Source organism: Rothia sp. ZJ1223 (assembly GCF_016900985.1).
GTDB lineage: Bacteria > Actinomycetota > Actinomycetes > Actinomycetales > Micrococcaceae > Rothia.
The window spans coordinates 20,497-37,726 of the sequence record NZ_JAFEUT010000007.1; the positions used below are offsets into that span (position 1 = coordinate 20,497).

At 54.7% G+C, this 17,230-nt stretch carries 11 protein-coding genes; 6 read left to right on the top strand and 5 right to left on the bottom strand.

All coding sequences use genetic code 11. The annotated features are described in order from the left end of the window. Nucleotides 1–65: 65 nt before the first annotated feature. Nucleotides 66–1,541 carry a deoxyribodipyrimidine photo-lyase gene (locus JTP09_RS09725; protein WP_204878267.1) on the top strand — a complete coding sequence of 492 codons (1,476 nt, stop codon included), beginning with the start codon at nt 66–68 and terminating at the stop codon, nt 1,539–1,541. A gap of 33 nt (nt 1,542–1,574) precedes the next feature. Here JTP09_RS09725 and JTP09_RS10140 read toward each other — a convergent pair whose 3' ends face one another. The 3 genes from JTP09_RS10140 to JTP09_RS09740 all read right to left on the bottom strand — a co-directional run bounded on the left by JTP09_RS10140 (nt 1,575) and on the right by JTP09_RS09740 (nt 7,336). Continuing rightward, nucleotides 1,575–3,020, bottom strand: coding sequence for a TIGR01777 family oxidoreductase (locus tag JTP09_RS10140; protein ID WP_204878268.1), 1,446 nt, complete (start codon nt 3,018–3,020; stop codon nt 1,575–1,577). Between the two features lie 181 nt (nt 3,021–3,201). Further along, nucleotides 3,202–5,499 carry a bifunctional UDP-sugar hydrolase/5'-nucleotidase gene (locus JTP09_RS09735; protein WP_204878269.1) on the bottom strand — a complete coding sequence of 766 codons (2,298 nt, stop codon included), beginning with the start codon at nt 5,497–5,499 and terminating at the stop codon, nt 3,202–3,204. 292 nt (nt 5,500–5,791) lie between these two features. Beyond that, the gene (locus JTP09_RS09740; protein ID WP_204878270.1) at nt 5,792–7,336 is read right to left on the bottom strand and encodes a sodium:alanine symporter family protein; all 1,545 of its coding nucleotides are present in this window, start codon (nt 7,334–7,336) and stop codon (nt 5,792–5,794) included. A 335-nt stretch (nt 7,337–7,671) separates the two neighbouring features. On the opposite strand from JTP09_RS09740, the gene JTP09_RS09745 reads away from it, so the two are divergent. Then, nucleotides 7,672–9,345, top strand: a complete 1,674-nt coding sequence (locus JTP09_RS09745; RefSeq protein ID WP_204878271.1) for an alpha-keto acid decarboxylase family protein — start codon at nt 7,672–7,674, stop codon at nt 9,343–9,345. 226 nt (nt 9,346–9,571) lie between these two features. Further along, a complete protein-coding gene (locus tag JTP09_RS09750) occupies nt 9,572–11,014 on the top strand; it encodes an NAD(P)H-binding protein (RefSeq protein WP_204878272.1) in 1,443 nt (480 codons plus the stop codon). A 110-nt stretch (nt 11,015–11,124) separates the two neighbouring features. Here the strand turns inward: JTP09_RS09750 and nhaA are convergent, their stop codons facing one another. Then, nucleotides 11,125–12,483, bottom strand: coding sequence for a Na+/H+ antiporter NhaA (nhaA, locus tag JTP09_RS09755; RefSeq protein WP_204878273.1), 1,359 nt, complete (start codon nt 12,481–12,483; stop codon nt 11,125–11,127). A gap of 379 nt (nt 12,484–12,862) precedes the next feature. Here nhaA and JTP09_RS09760 point away from each other — a divergent pair, with 379 nt between their 5' ends. Then, on the top strand, nt 12,863–13,363 hold the full coding sequence (locus tag JTP09_RS09760; RefSeq protein WP_204878274.1) for a MarR family winged helix-turn-helix transcriptional regulator: 501 nt from the start codon (nt 12,863–12,865) through the stop codon (nt 13,361–13,363). Between the two features lie 328 nt (nt 13,364–13,691). Next, nucleotides 13,692–13,958 (top strand): hypothetical protein, encoded by a 267-nt coding sequence (locus tag JTP09_RS09765; protein ID WP_204878275.1) that lies wholly within the window; start codon nt 13,692–13,694, stop codon nt 13,956–13,958. Nucleotides 13,959–14,503: 545 nt separating this feature from the next. Here JTP09_RS09765 and JTP09_RS09770 read toward each other — a convergent pair. After that, complete coding sequence (locus JTP09_RS09770) at nt 14,504–15,904, bottom strand: amino acid permease (protein WP_204878276.1); 1,401 nt, start codon at nt 15,902–15,904, stop codon at nt 14,504–14,506. A gap of 97 nt (nt 15,905–16,001) precedes the next feature. Here JTP09_RS09770 and mmuM point away from each other — a divergent pair, with 97 nt between their 5' ends. Then, on the top strand, nt 16,002–16,931 hold the full coding sequence (gene mmuM / locus JTP09_RS09775) for a homocysteine S-methyltransferase (RefSeq protein WP_204878277.1): 930 nt from the start codon (nt 16,002–16,004) through the stop codon (nt 16,929–16,931). Nucleotides 16,932–17,230 lie beyond the last annotated feature (299 nt).

Genomic DNA, 17,230 nt, shown 5'->3' on the forward strand with positions numbered 1-17,230 from the left:
AATGATGCATTTCAATCCGCAAGCGTTTCACACCCGCCGCCCGAGCCGCCTACTACACTTGAACCATGACTACCCACCTTGTTCTTTTCAGAGATGACCTGCGCGTGTACGACCACGAAGCCCTGCACGCCGCGGTGGCTGCGGCACGTCAAACAGGCGGACGCGTGTACGCTGCCTACGTGCTCGATGAAGAATCCGAGGAAGTAAGACCCCTGGGCCGTGCCGTAAAATGGTGGCTGCACCACTCCCTAACCAGTCACTCACAGGCACTTAAAGAACTGGGCATCAACCTGGTGATCCTGCGCGGGAAAACTTTAGACACTGTGCCCGCCCTCGCAAGCCATATCGGGGCAACCCACCTGCACTACAGCCGCCGCTACGCCCTGCCCGAGCGCACCGTCGATACCGCCCTCAAAGACTGGGCACACGCCCACACCATCGAAGCGCACAGCTACACTGGGTTCTTACTGCACGAACCCTGGGTTGTGAAACCGGCATCCGGCGATTTCTACAAAGTCTTTACGCCCTTCTGGAAGGCGCTTTCAGCGCAAGACTTCCCCGCGCCGCTACCGGCACCGCACCCTTTGGGCGAAGAACATCTCGCGGCAAGCGTCCTGCCTGAAAGCGTAGCCTCGAACCTACCGGGGCTTACCACCATCGATGGTCTGACACTGCTACCCACCCGCCCCGACTGGACTGTCGGGCTGAAAGAACGCTGGACACCCGGCGAAACCAGCGCCCTCAAGACTTGCCGCACCTTCGTTGAATCCACCGTGCATAGATACGATGAAGGTCGCGACCGCCCCAGTCAGAAAGCCACCAGCAACCTCTCGCCCCACCTGCGCTTTGGCGAAATCAGCCCCCGTTACGTACTGCACGCCCTGCACACCGCCCAAGAACCTACGGCAAACACCGCCAGTTTTGCTAGCGAGATCGGTTGGCGGGAATTCTGCTGGCACCTCACCTTTCACAATCCCAACCTGCACAACACCGAGTTCCGCAGCGAATGGCAGAGCTTCCCTTGGCTCACCGGTAACCAAGCGCCGCAAGAACTCACCGCCTGGCAGAAAGGGCTCACCGGCGTCCCTCTCGTTGATGCAGGCATGCGCGAGCTCTGGGAAACCGGGCACATGCACAACCGCGTGCGCATGGTCGTCGCCTCATATCTCACTAAGAACCTGCTCATTAACTGGCGCGAGGGCGAACGCTGGTTCTGGGATACCTTGGTCGATGCCGATACCGCCTCTAACCCTTGCAACTGGCAGTGGGTTGCCGGGTGCGGTGCGGACGCCGCCCCCTACTTCCGCATTTTCAACCCGCTCTTACAGGGCAAAAAGTTTGACGCGTCCGCCCTTTATATCAAGCGATGGGTACCTGAACTGGTGGGTGCTGACGCGCGGACGCTGCACACCGAACACCCCAAGGGCTTCGGATTTTCTGCCCCTGACTACCCAGTACCGCTGGTGGATCTCAAAGCATCACGTCAAGAAGCGCTAGATATATACAAAACCTCCCGCCGAGATGTGTTGTCGAAATCCTGATTTAAAACAGGAACTCGGCGGGAGGGGGTGGGGCTAGCCCAGTTCGCTTTCAAGAGCCCGGCGTAGGGTGTCGTGAAAGTAGACGTAACCGGTGCCAGTGAGCTTGTCATTGGAGACATTCTGATCGGCAAGTACCAGCTGGTCGGTGCCTTCTTTGCCCAGCAGTGCATCTGAGGTTAGGCGCGGTGCGCGCATCACGGCAGGACGCTTGAGCACCTTACCTACGGTTGTCGCCAGCTTCTTATTAGCCACGGGTTCGGGCGCTACCGCGTTGATAGCGCCCTCAACGTTCTCACGCAGTACAGAGTGTACGTAAATGCCGGCGATATCGTCGAGGGAAATCCACGACTGGATGTTTTCTCCCTTGCCCACCGTGCCGCCGGTGCCGGTCAAAAACAGGGGCAGTTGCAGGCGTAGGGCACCGCCTAAGGGGGTGAGTACAATGCTGGTACGAACGTGGACGACGCGCAGACCTGCCTCGCGTGCCGGGTCAGCTGCTTGCTCCCAGCGGGCGCATACCTCAGCTAAGAAATCTCGACCGGCAGTAGAATCTTCACTCAGAATCTCACCTGCCCTGTCGGCACCGTAAATACCGATTGCTGAAGCAACCACCAGGGTTGCTGGGCCCTTATTCTCGCCCGCCAAACGCGCCAGGGTGCGCGCCAGCAAAGCGGTGGATTTCACCCGGGATTCGAGGATTTTCTTCTTGTTCTTCTCAGTGAAACGCGTATTAATAGAGGCACCGCCCAGGTGAATTACCGCGTCCGCACCCTCAAAAACGCTTTCATCGATTTCACCAGCGTCTGGATCCCAGCGGTACTCACCCTCAGCTTGAGGGGCGCGACGCACCAGGGTGCGTACCGTGTGACCGCCGGTGGTCAACAGTGCCGAAACCTGACGCCCGACCATGCCTGAGGCTCCCGCAATCACAATGGTTTGTGGGGCTACATCGGCGTAGCGTTCCTGAAACTCTAGATCAGCTTCAATGCGCGCACCACGAGCCTGAAAAACCTTCTCAAAGAAACGCTCGGCTACCTTATCTGAGATAGCCTCAATGCCGGTGAGTGCGTTGCCCGCAAACTCCAAAGCACCGGAGTTCTTAGCTACGGCGCGTTCTTTCACCGCGTCCTTCGGTGTCAGCGTGAACTCGATGCTATCGCGTACCACCGTCTGGTTAGCGGTTTCTAAGAAGTCGTGCGTGTGCTGCCATTGCGCGACGGGTGCTTCGAGTGCGGTGTCGGTAAAGGAACGGTCAGTGACCTCGGTGATGAGCGCCGTCCAATTGCGGGTCATCAGACCCTTAGTGGCGGGTACTGCCACCTTCAACCGTGCCTGCATACCCTTTTCGACGCCCTTATCAAGCTCAACAGAACCTGCCCAGTGAGGGGTGGCGCGCGTTAGCGCACCGGGTCGCAGGTGCCAGTCGATGACCTCCTGCACCGGTCTGGCAATAACAGTGGTGTGTTTGAATGATCCCACGAGAAAAGCTCCTTGCTCTAAAACCTAGCGCCTTCTACCGGCGCAGGTGGGGCGGGCAACCGCCCCATTACTTAGTTTCTAACCTAGCAGTAAGCCTACTGAGAGTGGCATAAGGCATAGGTGTAGGGTGCAAAAATGGCAGGACGCGCGTGCGCCCTGCCACTGTCATTTCACCTGAGGGTTACAGCGTCTTACGACGTGCCATCAGCACACCGCCTACAACCACCAGGGCTACACCCACCATTGCTAGCGGCAGAGCACCGAAACCAGTGTTCGCTAGGGGCTTTTGAGTCTGCTGGGTCTGTGCGGTTGAACCCTGCGAACCTGAGTTCTGCGAGGTGTTCACAGCAGCTGTAGAGGGGCTCGGTGAAGCATCAGTCTTCGCCTCGTCTGACTTCTTATCATCTGACTTGGCTTCATCTGCCGGCTTGGTTACCTCAGGGCTGGGGGTAGCGTCGGGGCTATCAACCGGTGCGGGAACAGCAGGCTTCTTTGATTCGTCATCGCTGGGCTGAGGTGCGACCTCGCCAGTGAATAGAACGCTGATGTTGGCGGTCGTGCCGGTTGCCGCGTCTTTGAGGGTGACAAGGCGCTCACCGGCAGTAACCTTACCCGCCAGGGGCAGGTTGATAGCTGCTGTACCGTCGGTGACAGCAACAGTGCCCAGCTCAACACCATCGACCGAAACCATGAGGTTCTCAACAGTGGGAGCACCGAAAGAAGCAACATTCAACTCAGAGGCGGTAAAGGTCAGGTTACCCGCCACGTCGTAAGACTCAGCAACACCTGAAACCTTAACAGCCTGCTTGTTGAAGCGCGGAGCAACATTTTTCTGCTCGCTCAAGTAGGTCTGGAAAGCATCAGAATCAACCAGCGCGGTATCACGAGAGTTAGTGCCCTGCGCCAGGGTACGGAAGTTATCGCCACCGCCCAACAAGAAGGAGGGGATAGCAACGGTAATCTTCTGATCATCAGCGACCTTCTTACCGTTGACGAAAATTTCAGCGATATTCCGGTCAGCGGTTGCTAAGCCAGCCTCACCGCGCTCGCCGGTGAAAGTGTAGGTCAGATTGTTGGAGAAACCCAGCTGCAGGTAGCTGCGTGATGCGGGGCTGGTTCGCTCGGCGTCGGTGGTCTGCCACTGCTCTTCAAGCACCTGCTTAAGCTGGGCGCCGGTGAGTTCGGTGGTCCACAGGTTATTCGCAAACGGGGTCACACCTACAGCCTGAGCCAAGGTGATGTCGGTCAGCGGAGTCTCCAGGGAGGAGCGCAGACCGCCGGGGAACTCATCGCGTAGACCGCCGGGGTTTACGATGCCAATATCGGCGGGGGTGCGACCGGTGGAATTAGCCGCTGACAGGTACATATCTGCAATCAGGTGACCCATGGTTGATTCGCGGTCACGCTGATCAAAACCGCCGCGGTTCTCAGCCTTGCCGGCGTCCCAACCGGTGGTGATAGGAGCTTCGAGGGTAGCGAGTTTCCGCTGACCCACCTCGGTAGCGTAGTCATTAGCCTTCGTCAGGATTTCTTGGACGCGAGTGAGCACGGGGTCAGCAGCTACAACTTCGTCGCTGGGAGCCTTAGCACGCCCCACCAGTTCAGCGGTGTGGCTGATAACGTTCTTGTTCTCATCGAGGGTCAGCACTACCTTACCCAGGTTATCGCCGTAGTTGCCGGTCTGCACTACAGGGCGGGTCTTAGCACTGCCGGGAATCTTGCCTTCAAGAACGTACTCGGCGTGGGTGTGACCGGTGAAAATCGCATCAACATCGGCGCTGGTCTGCGACACAATCGCATCAGCATTAGGGTTAGCGGTGTCTACACCCTCGTGGTATTCAGCGATTACGATGTCAGCTTCACCGTTTGCCTCATCACCGTCTGAGAGTTGCGCTGCGTACTTGTTCACCGCGTCCACGGGGTTCTCAAAACGTACAGAGCCTAGCGCTGAGGGATCGGTCAGCTGAGGGGTCTCAACAGTTACCGCGCCGATGACCGCAACCTTGGTGCCATCGGGAGCGGTCAGAACGACGTAAGGGTCAAGGGCAGGTTTGTTAGTGACAGTATCAACGACGTTTGCGCCCAGTTGTGAAAAATTAGATTTGGGGGCAATGCGGTTAATTAAATCAGCCAAACCGCGGTCGAACTCGTGGTTGCCTACCGCTGATGCCTGCAAACCCAGGGCGTTGAGGTAGTCCAGGGTTGCCTCGTCATCGCTGATGCTTGATACAAAGAGGGACGCGCCCACGTTGTCGCCCGCTGAGAGCAGCAGGGAGTTGGGGTTTTCGGCTCGTTGCTGCTGAACAGTTGTAGCAAGACCCATGCCAATACTGTTGTTGATACGACCGTGGAAGTCGTTAATATTCAGAATCTGCAACTCACTGGTACCCTCGGCATGCGCCGGGGTAGCAAGAGGCAAAACAAGTAGGGTCAGGGTAGAGGCGGCAGCGGTTGCCGTCTTTTTAAAGCGTGATGCCACGAGGGTTTTCCTATCTTCAAAACTATCGCTCAGAGTGGTCCCAGTAACAACGATAACGCGCCGAGGTCATCGGCAGGTGGATTACAAGTACCCCATGAGGCGGGTCGGCGCGTCCTTGTGCTGAGAGTGATTCAAGCATTCACTGGAGTATGTGCAGAACGCCCCGGTGAATGTTTATGCGCGCCCGCCGTATGAAGTACCTTCGGGTACGCAAAAGCGTCCTTTTCACAGCGCAGTAAACCAGTTCCGTGAGAAGGACGCTTTTGTGGGAGTTAGAGAGTAAGGGCGAGCCTTACTTGCGGCGGGCTTCCTTCAGCTTCACCACGGGCATCGCGCGGGTCTCCCAGAACTCGGCGGACGCGATTTCGTCAGTGCCGTCCCAAGCAGCCAGGTCAGCTTCGGGCAGGTCATTCTTGTGGAAGACCGGCTCTTTGCCGGCGGCACGCTGAGCTTCGTAGTTCTTCAGAACCTTTGAAACCTGCGGCATCAGAATCAGAACTGCAACGAGGTTGGTGATGACCATACCAGCGTTCAGCAGGTCAGCAGTGTTCCACAGCAGATCCAGTGACGCAATAGCGCCGAAGAAGACGAAGAGCAGAACGATGATGCGGAAAACAGCCATCGGGCCCTTGTTCTCGGTGACGAAGCGGATGTTCGACTCGCCATAGTAGTAGTTACCGATAATCGATGAAAAAGCGAAGAGGGTAATTGCTACTGACAAGAAGTGAATTGCCCAGTTGCCCAGTTCGCCCGCCAAAGCGGTCTGAGTCAGAGCAGCACCCTGAACGTCCTCACCGTAAGAGGGGTTTGAAAGCAGAACAATGAAAGCGGTGATGGAGCAGATCAGCAAGGTATCAAAGTAAACACCCAATGCCTGAACAAAACCCTGCTTGGCGGGGTGCGAAACCACAGCGGTAGCACCAGCGTTAGGCGCAGTACCCATACCAGCCTCATTCGACAACAGACCGCGGCGCATACCAATGACCAGCGCACCCATCAGACCGCCCACACCGAACTCACGCAGACCAAAGGCACCCTCAAAAATCATGGCGAGAATACCGGGGATCTCACCCAGGTTCAGTGCAATAACCAGAACGCCCAAGCCAACGTAAAGAACAGCCATCACTGGCACGAGGATCTCAGTAACAGATGAAATCGCGCGGATGCCACCGAAGATAATCGCAGCTGAAACAGCCATAATGACCAGACCAATCATGATACGGAAGCCCATATTGTTAGTGCCGGTCACGTCAATGGCAAAAGAGGTTGACACAGCATCAACAATTGAGTTGGTCTGCACAGCAACAAAAACAAACGCATAGGTGACCACGATGAAAGCAACAAAGATGAAGCCCAGCCACTTAGCCTTCAGACCACGCTTCATGTAGTAAGCGGGGCCACCAATGTAGGAATCCTTGCCGCGCTCCTTGTAGAGCTGACCCAGCAAGGACTCAGCGAAAGCGCTCGCAGCGCCGATGGACGCGATAACCCACATCCAGAAAACAGCGCCGGGGCCACCCATAGTGATCGCCAGTGCAACACCGGCAATATTGCCGGTACCCACACGGGATGCCGCAGAAACAGTAAACGCGCGGAAAGCTGAGATGCTCTTTTTGCCGTCGTACTCGGTACCTGCCGGGTCTTTCAGTGTGCGGAACATTTCGGTGATACCGCGGAACTGGATGCCACGCGTCCAGAAAGTAATGATGAGGGCAATGGCCGTCAGAATAAAGAAGAAGCCCTTGCCCCAAATGAAGTTGTTGATGTCCAAAATGACATCAGAAGCTGGAGCGGTGACAGAGTTCAACCGCTCAATAGCGCTTAGAAAAGCGTCCATGTATGTGCTCCAGATCTGCAAAATGCACCACTTACCGGTACTGCAGTCAGAAGAAAGAGGTAAGTAGCGCGTCGTTGCGAAGAAAGAGTGGGTGCGTGTTTAGTGTGTGCGCTACCCGAATGAAGAGCCCCGAGGGCAATATATAGCACTTTTCATTGTGCACCGCTGAGGGACTGCGCGCAATTTTAGAGGGGCTACGAAACGAGTATTTAACATTCAATATGATGCGCCTCACTTCAAGGGGTGTTCGTGCCGTAAGATGTGATGTGACTTATGCTGACACTCCTTTGAGGTTAGCGACTAATTCTTTATTTCCTCACCTAAGGAGAATCCTGATGAGCTACAAGGTGGCAAACTATCTGCTAGACCGACTCGCTGAACTTGGTGTGACTGATATCTTCGGTGTGCCTGGCGACTTCAACCTCGGTTTCCTCGATGACGTACTCGACCACGAAAAACTAGAGTGGGTGGGCAACATGAACGAGCTCAATGCAGGGTACGCAGCAGATGGTTATGCGCGCGTGCGCGGTCTCGGCGCCCTAGTAACCACTTATGGTGTGGGCGAACTTTCCTCTATTAACGCCACCGCTGGCTCGTATGCAGAAAACGTGCCCGTCATTCACATTGTTGGTGCGCCTTCAACTGCTGCCCAGAACTCTCACCTGCGTGTACACCACACCCTAGGCGACGGCGACTTCAAACACTTCATTCGTATGGCAGATGAGGTCAATGCCGCCACCGCTATTTTGCAACCCGCAACCGCAGCCTTCGACATCGACCGCGTACTCCGCGACGCCGTTGTACACAGCAAACCCGGTTATCTGATGCTGCCCGCCGATGTTGCCAGTGCAGAAATCAACCCTCCTGCTGCTCCGCTTGAGGTGAAGCTGCAGATCTCAACTGAAGTCGCGAAAACCTCTTTTAGGGAGGCTGCTACCGAGTTTTTGCGCGGTAAAAAGACCTCCGTACTGGTGGATTACATGACCGCCCGTCTTCAGGCAACCGACGACCTGCAAAAACTCATTGAAACCACCGACTTTCCCTACTGCACCCTGATGGGCGCAAAGGCTCTCATTGACGAGAACAACACCCAGTTCGCTGGTATCTACTTGGGTACTTTGACTGCCGATGAAACTCGCACTGTCATTGAAGATGCTGAGGCAATTATTCTTTCGGCTGTTGCATTTACTGACACCAACACCGTAGGTTTCTCACACAAGGTTGATATGCACAAAGCAATTAACCTAGGCGCAGAATCAGCAACTATTGGTCGAGACACCTTCGCGCCCCTCGCCCTAGCGGATGCGCTAGATATTCTGGCTGAGGTTGCCCTAGAGGTGGGTGCCAAGCCCATGGACTACACCCCCTTCGTCAGTGACCTTGTACACCCCGAACCTTCCGATGATGCCCTGACTCAACAGCAACTCTGGGACGTCGTGGCTTCTAACCTCGATGAACTCAATACCGTTGTGGTTGAAATGGGCACCTCGTTTTTCGGTATGGCGTCGCGAGGATTCCCTAAAGATGCCCGTTTTATTGGCGCACCCCTGTGGGGCTCCATTGGTTACACTTTGCCTGCACTGTTGGGTGCCACTATCGCTGACCGTGGCTCTCGTGGTGTGCTCTTCATCGGAGACGGTTCAGCTCAGCTCACCATCCAAGAACTCGCCACTATTGTGCGCCATGGTCTCAACCCCGTTATTTTCCTCATCAACAATGATGGCTACACCATCGAACGCGCTATACACGGTAAAAAGCTTGTCTATAACGACATCGCTCCCATGGACTGGCAAAAAATCCCTGCTGCTTTCGGTGCCACCGACGAGACCGCCGTTGTGCTACGCGCATCCACCGTCAATGAGCTACTCGATGCCTGCGCTACAGCTCAGGTAGAGAAGAATAAGATGGTCTTTATTGAAGTTATCACCGAAAAGGACGATATGCCCGAGACTCTGCGTAAGTTCGGAGCCATGGCGGCTGCCGCAAATAAACTAGTGGAGAAAAAATAAGCTAGCTGGGAGTTCTCTGCGTGAGCGAGGAAATAAAAATCTCAGGCTAGAAAGCAGCTCCCGTATACTCGCTCTGGCTCATGTCGCTACAACTAAGTTGTATGTATACGAGAGCGCAGTTGTGTTGTAGTTTTGTATAAAACCATAGCGCAACTGCGCTTAATTAGTCTTGAAACTAAGCAGACTACCCATAGACTGCACCTGCACTGCAATAAGGCTGTACAATATGAAAATCTTGCTCACGGGTGCCTCCGGTTACATCGGTAGAAACCTGCTTAAAGAACTCAAGAAGAACCACGAAATCATCGTGGTTTCCCGCAGTACCGAGAACAAAGAAAACGAGAAGAACGTTACCTGGGTGGCGGCTGATCTTTTCGCGCCCGAAGATAACGAACGCGTCATGAAAGATATTGACCTGGCGGTTTACCTGGTGCATTCCATGCAGCCACCGGCAAAACTGACTCAGGCAAGTTTTGAAGATATGGACGCGTTGTTGGCAGATAACTTCGCCCGCGCCGCAGCGAACAACGGCGTGAAGCGCATTGTTTACCTCAGCGGCATCGTACCTGAGAACGAAAAACTTTCTCGTCACCTAGCAAGCCGCCTGGAGTGCGAGAAGATCCTTAGCTCCCACGGCGTACCCGTAACGACGCTACGTGCCGGGTTGATTGTGGGTCCCAAGGGTTCATCATTCCCGATTCTGCAGTCTCTGGTAGAACGCCTGCCCGGTCTGGTGCTGCCCTCATGGGCGTATAACCGCACCCACCCGGTAGCGCTGCGCGATCTTATAGAGGGTTTGCTTGCTGCCATCGAACGCGAAGACCTGGGGCAGTGTTCCATCGACATTGGCGGGCCCGAAGAGATAACCTACCGCGAACTCTTCGAACAGACCGCTGAGGTGCTGGGCAAAAAACTACCTATGGTTGATCTGCCTATTATTCCCGTATGGGCGTTTAAACTCTGGGTAGCCCTCATCAGTGGCAAACCCATCGAAATGGTGGGGCCGTTACTCGACAGCCTCGTACACGACCTGGTTATTACCCCCGAACACACCGTCGAGGGGATCACCAACGCCCCCACCGGGTTCAAGGAAAGCGTGCGCCTGGCAACCGAGGGTCAGGACTCTACCGGCTACAGCCTGCCGCGTCTGCGCATCCCCTTCAAATCCGATGTGGAAAACCCCAAGAACGACGTGAAGTCGATTCAGCGCGTCACCATTCCGGCGAGCTGGTCAGTGCAAGACACCGCTTCTTACTACCTCAAGTGGCTCTCACGCGCTAGCTTCAAGGTGGTCGGCACCCGCATCACCGATAACCGTACAGAAATTTTCCTGCCCCTGCTCAAAGAACCGATTTTGATCCTGCAGCACTCACCGCAGCGTTCCAGTGAGGACGCGGTGGTATACCTTATCAGCGGCGGTCTCTTCGCGCGCACCGCCGAAGGTAGTCGTGCCCGCCTTGCCTTCAGGCGCGTCCTCGGTGAAAACCGCGTCATTATCGCCATTCACGAGTACGAACCGAGCCTGCCGTGGACGGTGTACACCCTCACACAGGCGCGTGTTCACCTGATTGTTATGACTATCTTTGGTTACGAAACTAAGGCACTCGCCGCCCTCGAAAACTTTAGGGAAAACCGCGGTCACAAGCCCGCAGGTATTGCAGCAGCTTAGGGTTTTTCCTTGACGGTAGAAAACCTACCTCCAAAGTAAAAAGTACCGCCGTACAGCGATTATTTTTTCGCTGTACGGCGGTACTTTTCTGCATTGAACATACCCGGCGATTAGGCGCGCTTTGAACCGCCACCGATACCTGAACCGTTATCGCTAAAGACGTCGGGAATGCCGTCTTCATCGGCATCCACAGCTTCTTTCAGCGCAATATTCTTGTAGTGCTTATTACGCAGACCCAAGATGATGGAACCCAGGACGGCTGCGGTCACAGAACCGGTGAGAATAGCGACCTTGGCGTCATCGTTGTAGTCAGAACCCAAACCGAAGGAGAGCTCCGCAACCAGCAGTGAAACGGTGAAACCAATACCGGCAAGGGTTGCTACACCCAAGATATCGACCCACTTGATGTCGGGGTCAAGGTTGGCTCCCCTGAAACGGGTGACCAGCCAGGTAGAGCTGAAAATGCCCAGCATCTTACCGAAGACCAAAGCCAAAATGATGCCGTAGGCGATGGGCTTGGTCAGAGATGAAGTGAAGCCTTCCCAGCCACCGAGAGCAACGCCCGCTGAGAAGAACGCAAACACGGGAACGCAGAAACCAGCCGAGAAGGGGCGAATATTGTGTTCCATGACCTCGGCAAGACCGTGTTCAGCATGCGCCGACTTAGAACGCTTGTTCATACGTACGGGAACGGTGAAAGCCAGAATAACGCCCGCAATGGTTGCGTGAATACCTGAGTTCAAGAACAGTGCCCACACAATGAAGCCAATAGGCATCAGAACTAACCAAGCAGCAATCGGCTTAAGGTGGAAGAGACGCTCAGAGAAACGAGCAATCACCGCGTACAGAATGATAGGGATGATAGCCCACAGCAGGTAGTGAACCTTCAACTCTGAGGTGTAGAAAAGAGCGATGATGGTAATAGCAATGAGGTCATCAACCACAGCCAGGGTCAGCAAGAAAATACGCAGAGCAGCCGGCAGGTGCGAACCAATAACAGCAAGCACCGCCACCGCGAAAGCAATATCAGTTGCCGCGGGAATAGCCCAACCACCGCGAGCCTCAGCAGAACCCGACATATTAATAAAGAAGTAAATCAGCGAAGGCATCAAAACGCCACCGGCTGCCGCAACCATAGGTACCAGAGCGGTACTGGGGTTACGCAGCGCACCCATCACAAACTCTTTCTTCAACTCAAGACCAACCAAGAAGAAGAAAACAGCCAACAGACCATCAGCAGCCCAGTGACCAATCGAAAGTTTCAGATGAAAATCGCCGATATCGCGTCCGATGTACGAATCACGAATACCAAAATAGGTATCAGCAGCGGGGGAGTTCGCAAAAACAAGTGCTGCGATGGTAGCTATGAGCAAGATAATGCCACCCACAGACTCCTTGCGCAGAATCTCGCTGACGCGCTGGGACTCTTTGTACGTCCCACGCGTCAAAACAGTGTTATCAGAAGCCATATGTTCCTCACATAGAAGTGGTCATTGAAAATAAAACCTGCGCCGCGCGCAGGTGCCGACCAGACTTCCCGGCACACCTAAGCACCTTAGTTTATCAGCAGCTTGGTTCTGGTCGGCGGGGAAACCGTTATTTTACGGTGGCGCAGGCTCACCCGCTGTACCCCGTTTTTGCCCTTTGTTCCCTGAAAAAGCGCGGCATCGTGGGTTTTCGTGGTGCTTTGAGAGCCACTACTCACTGATTTTCAGGGTCTTAGGAGCGTCCAACAAGTTTGCTCATGTTTTAATTGAAAGAAACCTGTATGCCACTGTGGGGGCACACGCCCCAGTCGCAGTACATCGTAGATAAGCGTCTTACACCTGTGGAAATGGAGCATAACTCGTGAGCTCAAAGCAAGAAACCCCCTGGCTGAATGATGACGAGCGCGACGCATGGCTTTTTTTGAGCTCGGTCATCTTCAACCTGCCCGGTTCTCTTGAAGCACAGCTTGAACGAGATGCTGATTTGAGTTTCGTGGAGTACATGGTGCTTGCCATGCTCTCTGAAGCGCCTGAGCACCGGCTGACTATGACTGAGTTGGCGCACCAGACCAACACTCTGCTGCCGCGTCTTTCTCGTGTAGTGACCCGCTTGGAAAAGCAGGACTACGTCAGCCGCACCGTTTGGTCAAAAGATCGCCGCGTCAGCATCTGCGAGCTGCACCCTGCAGGTCTGCAGAAAGTACAGGAAGCTGCGCCCGGTCACGTTGAAGAAGTGCGCCGCCAAATTTTTAACCGCATCAACAAGCGCCAGGCAACCCAGCTCGCAAAAATTGGTGAGGCAGTATTAGGTGGCAAACCCAGCGAGATTATTACCGTGAAAAAATCAGTCATCGAAGATTAAACCTAACGCCATAAAAATCCCCCGGTTGTATGAACCGGGGGATTTTTATTACCTGAACCCGGTTATCCCAACCCCGCTGCTCCGTCCGGACGCGCCGAGGTTTACCCTCAGCTTGCTTCAGCTAGGCGGGCTGGTGCAGGAAGGTAGCTAATACAGCGCGAAGGAGGCGGGTGTGACCACCTTCTGCCCAGGTGACCACGTTTATTGTGGTCACCTGGGCAGAGGACGGTCACACCGAGTGATACAGGGGTAGCTGCCGGTGTTTGTGTATGCTGAAAGAACTCTCTTAGCAGTTCTTGAGAAGCACAGCGAGTCCCACGCATGAAATATGTTCACGCCTCCCGCCACCCTCTTTCTATTGGGCGCTCTTGCCCTCACCGGTTGCGGTAGCGCCGGGCAGTCTGTCGGTAATGCCCCGGCACCTACCGTTACCGAAACCCAAGACCCCTCAGCGCTCGCTCTTGAAGAGGCTCGGACGCTTGCCGCATCCTACGACTATGACGCAGCTTTGGCGAAACTGACCGGGGCAACGGGTGAGACTATGCGAAGTTTTCCACAAGAGTTTTCCACAGCGTGGATAACTACACTGCTGTGATTACATAGCTGTGCATAAAAAACCGGATAGCCCCCAGGGTCATAGAGACACTAAAAGCCCCGATATTGCAGGGGCTTAGGGGGCAACGGATACATCCATCTCGCGGGGGTGGGCGCGTCCTTCTGTATCCGGAGCCAAGTTTTCCACTATCTGTGGATAACTCTGTGAACATTTTCCACTTAAACTCTGCATTTTTGAGTGCTCCGGTGGATAAATGTGGATGCACACCGTCTTTTTGGTTCCAGAAACTGGGTAAAAACGAAACTTTCCACAGATTTTTTCCACAGCGTGGATAACTACACCGCTGTGATTACAGGCGCGTAGCCTGGTCTATTGAGGCAAGCGAACCCCGTCATGACAGGTTCTGGGGCGTAGTGGTGGCGGGCACGCGTACAGGTGTTCGAATTATTCACAGAGTTTTACACACCTGTGGATAACTTTTTCCCTTAATGCACAGGTTCACAGTGAGAGAGACAAAAAGTACCGTCTGAGGGCGACCAATGAACTGCTCTCTCAGACGGTACTCTCGTCTGTACTCGGTGCTTTTACAGGTGCTTCTTGCGCTTACTCGTGACGCGGTGCGCCAGGTAGCACAGGGCAATGAACGGCACGGTGTAGAACAGTGCCGGACGCTGGTTGGGGTCGAAGACGATGAGGACGCACGAGAGCGCGCAAACAACTAGGGTTACCCACGAGAGGTAGGGGTAGCCGGGGGCGCGGTATTTGAGGTCTTCAAGTTTCTTGCCCTCTGCTAGGTAGCGCTTGCGGAAAACGATGTGGCAGGCGGCAATGGACACCCACACCAGTACCACTGCGAGACCAGAAATAGACACCAGCACCATGTAAACGGTGTCTGCTGCAATGAAGCTTGACAGTAGCGAGAACAGACCACCGACCATGCAAATGCACATCGCCAAGAAAGGCACGCCAGCTTTATTGACGCGCGAGATGCGCTGGGGAATCATCCCTTCGTTCGACAGTGACCAGAGCATACGTGTGGACGCGTAGAGCCCAGAGTTTGCGGCTGACAAAATGGCGGTGAGCACCACGAAGTTCATGATGTCGGCGGCGAAGGGAATGCCGATTTTCTCGAAGAGGAGAACGAAGGGGGAGGCGTCCACTCCTGCTTCCTTATAGGGAATCAAGGACGCCATAACGATGATGGCACCGATGAAGAAGACGGCGAGACGCCAGAGGGTGCTGCGAATTGCACGCGGTACGGTTTCTTCGGGGTTCTCAGCTTCACCGGCTGCGATGCCAATGAGTTCGGTGCCTGAGAAAGCGAAGTTGACTGCCAACATCACCGTGAAGACCGCGCCAAAACCGTTGGGGAAAAGTCCATCTTCAAAAAGGTGGGTGAAGCCGGGTGCAGGTTCGCCCGACTGCAGGGGGATCGCACCGAACATCGTCAGGGCACCCAGCACAATAAAGGCGATAATCGCAACTACTTTAATGAGTGCCAGCCATGATTCCGTTTCAGCGAAAATCTTTACGCTCACCGCATTGAGGGCAAAAATAATAACGATGAACAGAGCGCTCCACACCCACACGGGGGTGTCAGGAAACCACTGCTGCATAATGATGCCCGAGGCCGTGAATTCAGAACCTAACGCAATCGTCCACGTTAGCCAGTACAAAATCGCCACGGTAAACCCGGTGCCCGGTCCCAAAAACTGGGTGGCGTAGACGTGAAAAGAACCCGTCCACGGCATAGCTACCGACAGCTCACCCAGACACATCATCACCAGGTATACGATGATTGCGCCCATGCCGTAGGCAAGTACCGTACCAAAAGGCCCTGCCTGATTGATGGTGTACCCCGAACTCAAAAAGAGACCGGTGCCAATCACGCCGCCCAAAGACAGCATGATCATGTGGCGGCTGCTCATCTTACGCTCAAGATGATGCGTTGAAGAAGACTTTGTTTCGCTCTGTGAACCAGGCATACGTGAACGCCCTTAAAATAAATGCGGTGTCGGATAAGGTAAAAAATAACCCCCGGCGCACCCGCCAGAGATCAGCACGTAAGGAAGTCTCTCTCTTATGACCACTCACCGTTTCAGCCAACTGTTAGCCACTGACCCGCTCGTAGTTGCTGATGGTGCGATGGCAACTGAACTCGAAAAGCTCGGCGTTGATACTGCCAACCAACTATGGTCTGCAACGGCGCTGATTGACCACCCGCAGGCTATAGCCGAGGTACATCGCAGCTACTTTGAAGCAGGCGCCCACATTGCAACAACCAATACGTACCAAGCAAATGTACCAGCGTTCGTTGAAAGCGGTTTAACCGAAGCTGAAAGTGTACAGCTTGTTAAGAAGGCAGTTAATATTGCCGTCAAAACACGTCATGAATATGCAGAAGAAAACCATCAGGACGCACGTTTGCTTGTTGTTGCCGCCAGCATCGGACCCTACGGTGCCTACCTGGCAGACGGTAGTGAATATACCGGTAACTACTCACTGACTCTGACAGAGTTTAAAGACTTCCACCGCCAGCGCATGCAACTTGTCGATGAAGCGGGGGCTGATGTTTTTGCTCTTGAAACTATGCCCAACGGTGATGAAGTGCGTGCGCTCGTTGATCTTCTCGCTCAAGAATTTAGCGAGAGTGAAGCCTGGGTATCACTTTCATTAAAAGATTCCCACCATCTGTGTGACGGTACTGCCCTAAGTGAGCTGCTGCCGGTGCTGGATGCGTCGCCGCAGGTCGTTGCGGTGGGGCTCAATTGCACCGCCCAAGAAAACGTAGAACCGGCGCTGCGTGCGCTTTCTGCGCTCACTACTAAGCCGTTGATAACTTACCCCAACTCCGGTGAAGAATACGACCCCGTCACCAAAACCTGGGCGCTCAAAGACAGCACCGCCAATCTTGCCCTTAACACTGAGTGGTGGCAGGCGGCAGGTGCGCGCGTCATTGGTGGTTGCTGCCGTACAGCACCGGCTGACATCGCTGAAATCGCAGCATTGTAAAGAATTTAAAATGTCGGTCGCCTCGGGTGAGACGACCGACGTTAATGAGGGCAAGGTGTTTAGCTCGGTGCCGCGAGGTGGACGGTGCTCTCAGCTCGTCCGGCTGGTTGGGCGGGGAACTCACCGAATTGCGGGAAGACACCGCCGTCTGCATAGGTGGAGTTCATCAGTTCATCAGTTCATCGGCAATGATATCGAGTGTGCTACCGGCGGCAGGGGAACCTCGCGCGGCTCAAGAACCTCAACAGCACCGCCCTTACTTTCACAGGGGTTACCCCGTTGGAGAGCCCAGTTTCGGG

Bases quoted from the DNA above. Each gene is read 5' to 3' on its own strand.
- nhaA (WP_204878273.1), bottom strand. From the start codon at position 12,483: ATGGCTTCTGATAACACTGTTTTGACGCGTGGGACGTACAAAGAGTCC.
- mmuM (WP_204878277.1), top strand. From the start codon at position 16,002: ATGACCACTCACCGTTTCAGCCAACTGTTAGCCACTGACCCGCTCGTA.
- JTP09_RS09770 (WP_204878276.1), bottom strand. From the start codon at position 15,904: ATGCCTGGTTCACAGAGCGAAACAAAGTCTTCTTCAACGCATCATCTT.
- JTP09_RS09740 (WP_204878270.1), bottom strand. From the start codon at position 7,336: ATGGACGCTTTTCTAAGCGCTATTGAGCGGTTGAACTCTGTCACCGCT.
- JTP09_RS09725 (WP_204878267.1), top strand. From the start codon at position 66: ATGACTACCCACCTTGTTCTTTTCAGAGATGACCTGCGCGTGTACGAC.
- JTP09_RS09745 (WP_204878271.1), top strand. From the start codon at position 7,672: ATGAGCTACAAGGTGGCAAACTATCTGCTAGACCGACTCGCTGAACTT.
- JTP09_RS09765 (WP_204878275.1), top strand. From the start codon at position 13,692: ATGTTCACGCCTCCCGCCACCCTCTTTCTATTGGGCGCTCTTGCCCTC.
- JTP09_RS09750 (WP_204878272.1), top strand. From the start codon at position 9,572: ATGAAAATCTTGCTCACGGGTGCCTCCGGTTACATCGGTAGAAACCTG.